Source organism: Streptacidiphilus monticola, from assembly GCF_042658505.1.
Taxonomy (GTDB): domain Bacteria; phylum Actinomycetota; class Actinomycetes; order Streptomycetales; family Streptomycetaceae; genus Streptacidiphilus; species Streptacidiphilus monticola.
This window is the reverse complement of record NZ_JBHSQJ010000095.1, coordinates 91,988-102,101: the sequence shown is the minus strand read 5'-3', so window position 1 is coordinate 102,101 and position 10,114 is coordinate 91,988. Positions and strand designations below refer to the sequence as shown.

Genomic DNA, 10,114 nt, shown 5'->3' with positions numbered 1-10,114 from the left:
CCGACGGCCCGTCAGGGCGCCTTTGGGGGACGCGCGTTCGCGCTCCTCGCAGGCGCACTCCTCCGCGTCCGGCGCGGAGGAGCGGGGCGCGCGCCCGCCTGTGGCACGGAGACCGGCGGCCGGTGGGCAGCGCACGCCCCCGCCCGCGCGACCCGCCGGGGCGAGCGCCGCTGCCCGGCGCAGACGCATGATGCGGCAGCGGCTCATCGTCTTCGTCACGGTGACGGCCGCGGCGGCCCTGGCGATCGCCGCCGCGCAGGGCTGTGAGAGCAAGCAGGCGCGCGGTCTCGACGAGCGCCCCGCCGCGTCGTCCACCGCCGCTTCGTCCGGTGCCTCGGCGGCGGCGACGGCGGCCCCGAGCCCGGGCGCGGTGGCCTCCGGGGTGGTCGCCGCGGCGGCCGACCGGGCCGTCCCCCCCGTGGACTGGAACAACCGCAGCTACCAGGACCCCTCCGACGGTTCCCGCATCGACCTGGTCCAGGGCCGGTCGGCCGGGAGCGGGGCGCCGGTGACCCTGACCGCCGTACTCCCCGCCCGTTACGGCGGCGCGCCGGCGGCGGTGGTGGTGCTGACCCGGCACGAGGGCGCGGCGCCGCAGGACATGGTCGAGCTGTACGGGCTGCACAGTGCAGAACCGGTTCTGCTGGCCGCGCACGCGTCCACCGGTGACCCGAACGGGACCGGGGTGTGGCGCATCGACCGCGGGGCGATCGTCCGGGAGGAGCGGGTGCCCTCGACGAGCGGGGACGCCGCCGTGAGCACGACGCGCTTCACCGTCGCCCCGAAGGGCACCATGAAGGAGTCCTGGCCCGGAGCGGCGTCCGGCTGACGGACGCCCCTCCGGGCTGACGTGGGGACCCCGCAGCCCGGGAACGCTCAGCTGGCCCCGGCGATCAGGCCGAAGCCGCCGGCGTAGCGGCGGTAGAGGACGCGGCCGTAGCCCTCCGCCGGGTCCGCGTAGAAGAGGTGCGCCAGCCCCGACTCCCGCAGCCGCGCCAGGGCCTGAGCGTCCGTCAGCCGCGGCGCCGGCTGCGCGTCCTCGGTCAGCGGGATGCGTGTGCGCACCGGTCGGCCCGCGGGCAGGATCCGGGTCAGCCGGTAGCCGAACGGCCCCCGGTAGACGACGGCGTCCGCCTCCGTCTCCGGATCGGTGAACAGGTGGACGTCGTAGTCCATGGCGTCCATGGTCATCACGGCCGCGTCCGGGTCGCACCAGACCAGTTCGGGGGTCTTCACCCGGGTGATCGCCGGCGCGACCGGGCCCGTCGGCGTCTGCGTGCCGGTCCAGGCCCGGGGGCTCCAGCCGCCCAGCGCCTGGGGCACCCGCTCGCCCAGCCGGGACGCCAATCTGTCGGCGGCCGCGCGCAGTTGCTGCGCCGCGACCTGTACCCGCACCCGGCGGCCGCCGATCTCGGCGTTCACCTGGCCGACGGCGGTGCGCTGCCGCCCCTCGCCCACGACCGACAGCCGCGCCCGGACCGCGACCACGGGGGCATCCGCCGTCAGCCGGGCCACCCGGGCACGCAGCCGCGCGAGTTCACCGCTCATGTCCGTACTCCCTTCTCGCCCGCACCATGGCGCAGCATCCGCCCGCAGGGCAAGTAGCGCGGCCCCGCGACCCGATTGAAGGATTCTTCACATCGCCCGATGCTAACGTCGGGACTCCCCGGCGAACGCGGAAAGGCGGAGGCGTGACCATTCAGTGGCACTTCCAGAACGTGCGGGACGTCGGCATCCTGCGGATCTCCGGCTACCTCGGCGACGCGGCGGCGCCGCGCTTCGGCGGGGCGGTCCGCTGGGCCCTCGCCCGCTGCGAAGGGCCCCTGGTCCTGGATCTCACCTCGCTGACCGGCTGGTCGGACGACGGCCGCGAGGCCGTCCGCACCGCCGTCGAGCTGTTCACGGCCGAGGGCCGGCCGCTCGAGTTCGCCGCCGCGCCCGAGGGCGCGGACGGGTTGGGGGCCACCGCGAGCCACGCCGACATCACCACCGCGCTCCGGGCCCACCGCATCCCGGCGGCCGACCGCGACGCCGCGCCGGAGTGGCACACCACGGGATGGTCCGCGCCGCCGCGCAGTTGAGGCCGCGTCAGCCCCGCCCCCACGACCGTCGCCGGGCAGGCCACCGAACGCTGAATTGAAAAGTTCTTCACTTCATGCAAGAGTGCTCCGCGTATCCGGACGAGGCGGCCAGCGGGGAGTTGAGAGCATGCCGGTCCCGCTGTACCAGGCCAAGGCGGAGTTCTTCCGCATGCTCGGCCATCCCGTGCGCATCCGCGTGCTGGAGCTGCTCCAGGACGGGCCCATGCCCGTGCGCGACCTGCTGGCGCGGATCGAGGTGGAGCGGTCGAACCTCTCCCAGCAGCTCGCGGTGCTGCGCCGCTCCGGGATCGTCACCTCCACCCGCGAGGCGGACACCGTCGTCTACCAGTTGGCCGGCACCGACGTTGCCGAGCTGATGCGGGCGGCCCGGCGGATTCTCACCGACCTGATCGCCGGTCAGCAGGAGTTGCTGGACGAGCTGCGCGACGCCGGCCCGGCCGACACCATCGGAGCCGCACGGTGACCCCGGCCGACCTCCCCGGCAGCGGAGGCCCCGGCGAACCGCCCGGCCGCGGCCCTGACGGCGGCCGCGCCGACCGCACGGTGGCCGACACCGACCAGCGGAACCGCAAGGCCATCAGCAAGGGCGTCTGGGTCCGCGCCTTCATCTACGTGATCGGCCTGCACGTCTTCGGCGGCTTCATCATGCTGCTCTTCTTCATCGGGCAGCACCGCCACTGACGGACCGTCAGCCGGGGCGGCGGGTGGCGTAGAAGGCGACCGCCGAGGCGGCGGCGACGTTGAGCGAGTCGACGCCGGCGTCCATGGGGATGCGGACCCGGACGTCGGCCGCCCGCAGCGCCCCCTCGGTCAGCCCCGGCCCCTCGCTGCCGAAGACCAGCGCGAGCCGCTCGTGGGAGCGGGCCGCCAGCTCGTCCAGGGACACCGAGTCGTCGGCCAGGCAGAGGGCGGCCACGGTGAAGCCGTGCGCGCGCACCACCTCGACGTCGGCGGGCCAGGACACGAGACGGGTCCACGGCACCGCGAAGACGCCGCCCATCGAGACCTTCACCGAGCGCCGGTAGAGCGGGTCCGCGCAGCGCGGAGTGAGGAGGACGGCGTCCACGCCGAGCGCGGCGGCGTTGCGGAAGGCCGCGCCGATGTTGGCGTGGTCCACCAGGTCCTCGAAGACGGCGACCCGCCGCACGTCGTCCGCCAGCAGGTCCGCGACCGGTCGCAGCGGCTTCCGGGCCATGGCCGCGAGCGCGCCGCGGTGCACGTGATACCCCGTCACCTGTTCGGCCACAGCGGGCTCGACGACGTAGACCGGGGCCTCGGCCGCCTCGATGACGTCGCCCATGACGCCCAGCCACTTCTGCGACAGCAGCATCGAGCGCATCGGGTACCCGGCGCGGAGCGCGCGCCGGATCACCTTCTCGCCCTCGGCGATGAACAGGCCCTCGGCCACCTCGGTGCGGCTGCGCAGGGCCACGTCGGTGAGGTGCACGTAGTCGTGCAGCCGGGGGTCCTCCGGGTCGTGCAGGGCGATCGGTTCGGCCACGTGCTCAGCCTGCCAGAGCCACCACGTCGCCGACGACGACCACGGCCGGGGGCCGGACGCCCTCCGCGGCGACGACGTCCGCGACGGTGGCGAGCGTGGCCCGGACCGTGCGCTGGGCGGCGGTGGTGCCCTCCTGGACGACGGCGACCGGGGTCTCCGGTGAACGCCCGCCCGCGACGAGCGCGGCGGCGATGGCCGCGATCCGCTCCACGGCCATCAGCAGCACGAGCGTGCCCTGCATCCGGGCCGCCGCCTCCCAGTTGACGAGGGACCGGGGGTCCTCCGGGGCGACGTGCCCGGAGATGACGGTGAACTCGTGGGTCACCCCCCGGTGGGTGACCGGGATGCCCGCGGCGCCGGGGACGCTGATGGAGCTGGAGATGCCCGGCACGACGGTGACCGGGATCCCCGCCTCGGCGCAGGCGAGCGCCTCCTCCATGCCGCGGCCGAAGACGAAGGGGTCGCCGCCCTTGAGCCGGACCACGAACTTCCCCTGCTTGGCGTGCTCGACCAGGGTGGCGTTGATGGCCTCCTGGGCCATGTAGCGGCCGTAGGGGATCTTGGACGCGTCGATGACCTCGACCGAGGGCGGCAACTCCTCCAGCAGCTCGCGCGGGGCCAGCCGGTCGGCGACCACGACATCCGCCTCCGCGAGCAGGCGGCGGCCCTTGACGGTGATCAGCTCCGGATCCCCGGGGCCCCCGCCGACGAGGGCGACGCCGCCCCGGTGCCCGCGGTGGTGGGCGGCGGCGAGGGAGCCGTCCCGCAACCCGGCGACGACGGCGTCCCGGAGCGCGGCCGAGTGCCGCGGGTCGCCGGAGGTGACGGCCACGGTGGTGGCGCCGTGCCGCCCCGAGGCGGGGGTCCAGGCGGAGGCGGCGGTGGCGTCGTCGCTCCGGGCACAGAAGACGCGGTTCGCCTCGGCCTCGGCGGACGCGGCGGCGTTGGCCTCGGGGTCGCCCGTGGCGACCAGGACGTACCAGGCTTCCGCCAAGTCGCCCGGCGCGTACGCTCGCTGATGCCACACCAGTTCGCCCGCGTCGGCCATCGCCTGGACGGCGGGTGTGGTCTCCGGCGCGATCAGGTCGATCCGGGCGCCCGCGGCGATGAGCGTCGGCAGGCGACGCTGGGCCACCTGCCCCCCGCCGAGGACCACGACCTTCCGCCCCTCCAGCCGCAGCCCCACGAGGTACGGCGGTGTCACGTCGTCGAGCTGGCTGCGCATGGCGTTCTCTCCAGGATCAGGGGGCGACCACCCGGGGGCGCGAGGACTGCGCGACCGGCCACCCGGAGAGGGAGACGCCCGGCATGCGGGCCGGACCTCCCTGGGTGGCGCGGTGCTCGCGCAGTTCCTCCCTCAACGCCCCGGGGGGACGTGCAACTTACGGCTTCTCGGTCACGCCGGCGGAGTCGAAGGTGGCGACCTCGTGCATCGCGCGGGCGGCGGACTGGACCAGGGGCAGGGCCAGGAGCGCACCCGTGCCCTCGCCCAACCGGAGGTCCAGATCGATCAGCGGGCGCAGCCCCAGCTTCGCGAGAGCGGCCTTGTGGCCCGGCTCCGCCGACCGGTGGCCGGCGATGCAGGCCGCCTGCACCTCGGGCGCGATGGCCTTGGCGACCAGGGCGGCCGAACCCGCGATCAGCCCGTCCAGGATCACCGGGGTGCGCAGGCTCGCCGCGCCCAGCAGGAAGCCCGCGATGGCCGCGTGCTCCAGGCCGCCGACCGCCGCCAGAACGCCGATCGGGTCGGACGGGTCCGGGCGGTGCAGCGCGAGCGCCTGGCGGATGACCGCGACCTTGCGGGCGTGCGTCTCGTCGTCGATGCCCGTGCCGCGGCCGGTGACGTTGGCCGGGTCCTCGCCGGTGAAGACGCACACCAGGGCGGCGGACGCCGTGGTGTTGGCGATGCCCATGTCCCCGGTCACCAGGCACTTGTTGCCCGCGGCCACCAGGTCCCGCGCGGTCTCGATGCCGACCTCGATGGCCCGCATCGCCTCCTCGCGGGTCATCGCCGGACCCTGCGTCATGTCCCCGGTGCCGGGGCGGACCTTGCGCGGCAGCAGGCCGGTGGTCCGGCCGGAGTCGATCGCCGGGGGCAGCTCGGCCGCGACGCCCACGTCCACCACGCAGACCTCGGCGCCGAGTTGGTTCGCGAAGGCGTTGACGACCGCGCCGCCCGCGAGGAAGTTGGCCACCATCTGCGCGGTGACCTCCTGCGGCCAGGGGGTGACGCCCTGGGCGTGCACGCCGTGGTCGCCCGCGAAGACCGCGACGCACGCGGGCTCCGGGATCGGCGGCGGGCACTTGCGCGACAGACCGCACAGCTGCGCGGAGATTATCTCCAGCATGCCCAGCGAACCGGCCGGCTTGGTCATCCGCTTCTGCCGGTCCCACGCCTCGCCGAGCGCCTTGGCGTCCAGCGGGCGGATGCCGCGCAGGGTCTCCTGCAGCACGCTGTGCGGCTCCTCGCCCGGCAGGGCGCGGCGGCCGTAGGTCTCCTCGTGCACCACCCAGGACAGCGGGCGCTTCTTCGCCCAGCCGGCCTGTGCCAGCTCCGGCTCCTCGGGGAACTCGTCGACGTAGCCGACGCAGAGGTAGGCGACGACCTCCAGGTGTTCCGGCAGGCCGAGCTCGCGGACCAGCTCCTCCTCGTCGAAGAAGCTGACCCAGCCGACGCCCAGGCCCTCGGCCCGGGCGGCGAGCCACAGGTTCTCCACCGCGAGCGCGGCGGAGTACGGGGCCATCTGCGGCTGGGTGTGCCGGCCCAGCGTGTGCCGCCCGCCGCGGGTGCGGTCGGCGGTGACGACGATGTTGACCGGGGTCTCCCGGATCGCCTCGATCTTCAGCGCCTTGAACTGCTTGGCCCGGCCCTTGGGCAGCGACTCGGCGTAGATGTCGCGCTGACGCTCCGCCAGTTCGTGCATCCGGGCCCGGGTCTTGGCCGAACGGATGACGACGAAGTCCCAGGGCTGCGAGTAGCCGACGCTGGGCGCGGTGTGCGCGGACTCCAGGACCCGGATCAGCACCTCGTGAGGGATCGGGTCGCTGCGGAAGCCGTTGCGGATGTCGCGGCGCTCGCGCATCACCCGGTGCACGGCGGCCCGGACGTCGTCCTCGTAGCCGGGCGCGGCCTCGCCCTCGGGGACGTCGGCGGCGCCCGCCTCGTCCGTCTCCGCGGGGGTCTCGGCGGAGACGGGCGCCTCGGTGGGGACGGCGTCAGCCGGCTCGGACTGCGCCGGAACCGCGGCCACGGGTGCCTCCTCGGCGACGGGGACGGCCTCGGCGGGGACCTCCGCCTCCGGTCCGGCGGGAGCGACGGCCTTCGCCGCGACGGCCTCGGTCGGCTGCTGCTCGACAACCGCCTCCGGGGCGACCGCCGTGGTCTCGACGGCCGCCACGGGCTCGGCCGGGAGCATCGCGTCGGGCGCGACCGCCGGTTCGGCCACAGCTGACGGGGCCTCAACCACGGGCTCCGCGACAGCCTCCGGCACCGGAACCGGCTCCGGCTCCACGGCATGGACCTCGGGCTGGGCGGCCTCCGCGGCGGCCGCCGTCTGGGCTACCGGCTCGGCCGCCGCCTGGGCGGCGACGGGTGCCGTGCCCCCCTCCGCCGGGGTCGGCTCCGCGCCGGGGACGGGCTCGGCCGGGACGACGGCCTGCGCCACGCCCTCCGTGGAGACCGCGAAGACCTCGGGGGCCGCCTCGGCGGCGGGCTCGGGCTGCGGGGAGTCCGCGCGCAACTCGCCGGTGCCGGCCGACGTGTCGTCAGGTCCGGCCGCCGGGGCGGCCGTCGGCGGGGCGACGAAGGCCGCGATGCGGCTCTGCGCGAAGTCCGGGGCCGCCCCCTGGGCGGGGATGACCGGCTCGGCGGGGGCGCCACCGAGCGTGCTCTCGGGTGAGGGGATCTGCGCCGGGACGGACGCGCTCGCCTCCGCCACCGGAGCGGCCACGGCAGGACCGGGCTGGGCGGCGGCCGGGGCGTCGAGGGTGCCCACCACCGCCGGGCGCACAACCGATTCGCCAAAGGTCGCGGTCTGGTCGAGGTACTCCGGCCCGGCGAGCGTGTGGCCCTGGGCGGGCGACGCCACGGAGGTGCCCTGCGGCGGTGTGCCGGGGTTCGGGATCTGGACGCTGCCGCTGCTCGGGCCTCGGTCCGCCAGCGAGCGGACGGGAACCTGACCGGTCATCAGCGACGGGTCAGGGATGGCCGGTCCGGCGTGCAGCGGGCGCCGCTGCGGCTCCTGGGCCTGCGCTTCCTGGGCCTGCGCTTCCTGGGCCTGCGCTTCCTGGGCCTGCGGTTCGGCCTGCTGCGGCTGGAACTGCTCCACCGGGACCGCCTCCGCGACGGGCGGCGGCGGACCGGTCAGTGGATCGGTCAGCGGATCGGCGGCCGCAGGAGCCGCGACCGGCTCCGCCGGGAAGGCAACGGGCACGGGTTCGGTCTGCGGGGCTGCCGGGGGCTGCTCGGGGACCGGCTGTGCCACGATCGGCTCGGCAGGGGCCGGGACCTGACCCTCCGTCGGGTACGCGGGCGGCGGAGTCAGCGGCGGCCAAGACGGGGCCATCGGTTGCCCCTCGGCCACCGGCGCGCCGAGGTGCTGGCCCTCGACCTGGTGGGGCTCCGCGGGAGCCACCGGCTGCGGTGCCGGGGCCTCGGCCCGCGCGGCGTCGTTCCAGGCCCCCTGCGGGCTCGGCATGAGCAGCTCGTCCTCGCCCTCGTCCTCGTCGTCCAGGAAGGTGTAAGCGGGCCGGACGGCCTGGACGTGGGTGGGCTCGGGCGCGTAGGGGCCGGGGTGGAAGCCCTGCTCCCCCTCGACTCCGGGCACCTGGCCCGCGTGCGGGACGTTGCCGGTTTCGCTCATCTCTCTGGCTCCTTCCAGGGCCGCGTGGCGTCCTTGGCGGCGCGTTCAGGGACCCGCCGGCGGCTGTGCCGGTCGTCTCCCCGCCTGTGCTGCGGCGACCCGGCGAACCGGCCCACCGTCAACAACAACGACAGAACCGGGGCAAGCGGCACGACCCGCCCCGGACTCGAAGGCATTCTTCCGGGCCGACCGGCCCGGATGCGAACCCGCACGCCCGGCCTCGACTGTGGGCTGTGCCACGTTGCGCAGCGCCACGACCGGTTCACGGAGAACGATGCGTCAGCCTACCGGCCCCGACGGACAGTCAGACGCCCCGTCCGCTCTGCGGGAACACCCGTCCGGCGTCCGACCGCAGGTCTCAGCGGTCGCCCCAGAGGACGAACACGGGCTGGGCGGGACCGAGCAGGCCGCCGCCCCCGCCGCTGGGTTCGCGCAGCGGCGCGGCCTGCAGCAGCGTGCCGTCCACGGCGTAGCCGGCCTCGCTGAACGCGCGCCGGACCTCCTCGACCTGGTGCAGCCCGTCCGGGACCACGACGATCCGCTCGGGCCGCCGGGCCAGGCAGGCGCGCAGCAGCTCGCCGCCCTGGCGCAGCAACACCACGTCGGGCTCCGGCAGTTCGGCCAGCGCGGCGGGACCGCGGCCGGGCACGGTCTGCAGTTCGACGCCGACGCGGCGCGCCTCGACGTCGATCCGGGCGCAGGCGTCGGCGTCCCGCTCCACCGCGATGACGGCGGCCCCGGTGCGGGCCGCCTCGACGGCGAGGCTGCCGGTCCCGGCGCCCACGTCCCAGACCAGGTCCCCGGGCCGGGCGCCGAGCCGGGCCAGCACCAGCGCCCGGACGGCGGCGGGCAGTTCGGGGTCGTCCTCCTCGGCGGCGGCGTGCGTCTCCAGCGCCCAGCCGCGCACCCGGCCGGGGAAGTCCACGCCCCGCCCGGCGAGCCAGCTGCTCACCGCAGTGGCGGAGTTGCGCCCCGACCCGCCGACCACGAGCACGACGTTCGGCTCGCGCCAGACGTGGTCCGCGACCCGGTCGGAAGTGAGCACGGTGATGTTCTCGTCGGCGCTGCCGAGCGCCTCGCAGACCACGAAGGTGCGGTGCACGTCCCGCAGCATGAGCGAGAGCTCGGTGGGCCCGGCGCCGGGCGAGGTGAGCACGGCCACCTTCGGGTGGGCGCGGCAGATGTTGACGGCCCGTCGGAGCCCGCGGTTGTGGGTGCTCACGATCTGGGCGTCCTCCCAGGCCATCCCGGCCCGGGCGAAGGCGGCGGCGACGGAGGAGACGGCCGGCAGCACCTCGATCTCCAGCCCGAACTCGGGGCGGCGGAGCGTGCGCACCACCCCGAAGAACCCGGGGTCGCCGTCGGCGACGACGACTGCCGCACCCCGGTGCTCGGCGATGCGGCGGGCGGCGAGTTCGATGCTGCCGAGCGCGAGGCGCTCGGCAGAGGCGGGAACCCGGAGTTGCTCAAGGTGCCGGGTCGGCCCCGCGACCAGGGTCGCCGCGTCGAGCGCGGCCCGCGCGGCCTGACTCAACGGCGAACCGTCCCACCCCACCACGGTCACCCGATCGGCCACTGGCCCGCTACCCCCTGCCCCATGGTCACCATCTGCGCTGCGCCAGCGAGACTAGCGCAGCCGGTTGCACCCA

The 10,114-nt window shown here is 75.6% G+C and carries 9 protein-coding genes; 4 read left to right on the top strand and 5 right to left on the bottom strand.

The genetic code is table 11. The features are described from left to right. Positions 1-187 precede the first annotated feature (187 nt). Positions 188-829 carry a hypothetical protein gene (locus tag ACFP3V_RS22440; RefSeq protein WP_380586266.1) on the top strand — a complete coding sequence of 214 codons (642 nt, stop codon included), beginning with the start codon at positions 188-190 and terminating at the stop codon, positions 827-829. Positions 830-876: 47 nt separating this feature from the next. On the opposite strand, the gene ACFP3V_RS22435 is transcribed toward ACFP3V_RS22440, so the two are convergent. Then, positions 877-1,548, bottom strand: coding sequence for a sigma 54 modulation/S30EA ribosomal C-terminal domain-containing protein (locus ACFP3V_RS22435; RefSeq protein ID WP_380586263.1), 672 nt, complete (start codon positions 1,546-1,548; stop codon positions 877-879). A gap of 143 nt (positions 1,549-1,691) precedes the next feature. Between ACFP3V_RS22435 and ACFP3V_RS22430 the strand changes: the two genes are divergently transcribed. The 3 genes from ACFP3V_RS22430 to ACFP3V_RS22420 all read left to right on the top strand — a co-directional run bounded on the left by ACFP3V_RS22430 (position 1,692) and on the right by ACFP3V_RS22420 (position 2,783). Continuing rightward, positions 1,692-2,081, top strand: a complete 390-nt coding sequence (locus ACFP3V_RS22430; RefSeq protein ID WP_380586260.1) for an STAS domain-containing protein — start codon at positions 1,692-1,694, stop codon at positions 2,079-2,081. A gap of 127 nt (positions 2,082-2,208) precedes the next feature. Continuing rightward, the gene (locus ACFP3V_RS22425) at positions 2,209-2,565 is read left to right on the top strand and encodes an ArsR/SmtB family transcription factor (RefSeq protein WP_380586257.1); all 357 of its coding nucleotides are present in this window, start codon (positions 2,209-2,211) and stop codon (positions 2,563-2,565) included. Beyond that, the gene (locus ACFP3V_RS22420) at positions 2,562-2,783 is read left to right on the top strand and encodes a DUF6126 family protein (RefSeq protein WP_380586254.1); all 222 of its coding nucleotides are present in this window, start codon (positions 2,562-2,564) and stop codon (positions 2,781-2,783) included. The genes ACFP3V_RS22425 and ACFP3V_RS22420 overlap by 4 nt, the downstream gene beginning before the upstream one ends. Before the next feature lie 7 nt (positions 2,784-2,790). Here the strand turns inward: ACFP3V_RS22420 and ACFP3V_RS22415 are convergent, their stop codons facing one another. From ACFP3V_RS22415 to cbiE, 4 genes are all read right to left on the bottom strand, one after another. Next, a complete protein-coding gene (locus ACFP3V_RS22415) occupies positions 2,791-3,603 on the bottom strand; it encodes a TrmH family RNA methyltransferase (RefSeq protein ID WP_380586252.1) in 813 nt (270 codons plus the stop codon). Between the two features lie 4 nt (positions 3,604-3,607). Continuing rightward, entirely contained in the window at positions 3,608-4,828 is a 1,221-nt protein-coding gene (cobA, locus tag ACFP3V_RS22410) for a uroporphyrinogen-III C-methyltransferase (protein WP_380586249.1), read from the bottom strand. 157 nt (positions 4,829-4,985) lie between these two features. Beyond that, the gene (gene cobT, locus ACFP3V_RS22405) at positions 4,986-8,465 is read right to left on the bottom strand and encodes a nicotinate-nucleotide--dimethylbenzimidazole phosphoribosyltransferase (protein WP_380586246.1); all 3,480 of its coding nucleotides are present in this window, start codon (positions 8,463-8,465) and stop codon (positions 4,986-4,988) included. 358 nt (positions 8,466-8,823) lie between these two features. After that, positions 8,824-10,041, bottom strand: a complete 1,218-nt coding sequence (gene cbiE, locus ACFP3V_RS22400; RefSeq protein ID WP_380586243.1) for a precorrin-6y C5,15-methyltransferase (decarboxylating) subunit CbiE — start codon at positions 10,039-10,041, stop codon at positions 8,824-8,826. Between the last annotated feature and the right edge of the window lie 73 nt (positions 10,042-10,114).

Coding starts and splice junctions, on each gene's coding strand:
- ACFP3V_RS22440 (WP_380586266.1), top strand. CDS start 188: ATGATGCGGCAGCGGCTCATCGTCTTCGTCACGGTGACGGCCGCGGCG.
- ACFP3V_RS22435 (WP_380586263.1), bottom strand. CDS start 1,548: ATGAGCGGTGAACTCGCGCGGCTGCGTGCCCGGGTGGCCCGGCTGACG.
- cobT (WP_380586246.1), bottom strand. CDS start 8,465: ATGAGCGAAACCGGCAACGTCCCGCACGCGGGCCAGGTGCCCGGAGTC.
- ACFP3V_RS22425 (WP_380586257.1), top strand. CDS start 2,209: ATGCCGGTCCCGCTGTACCAGGCCAAGGCGGAGTTCTTCCGCATGCTC.
- cobA (WP_380586249.1), bottom strand. CDS start 4,828: ATGCGCAGCCAGCTCGACGACGTGACACCGCCGTACCTCGTGGGGCTG.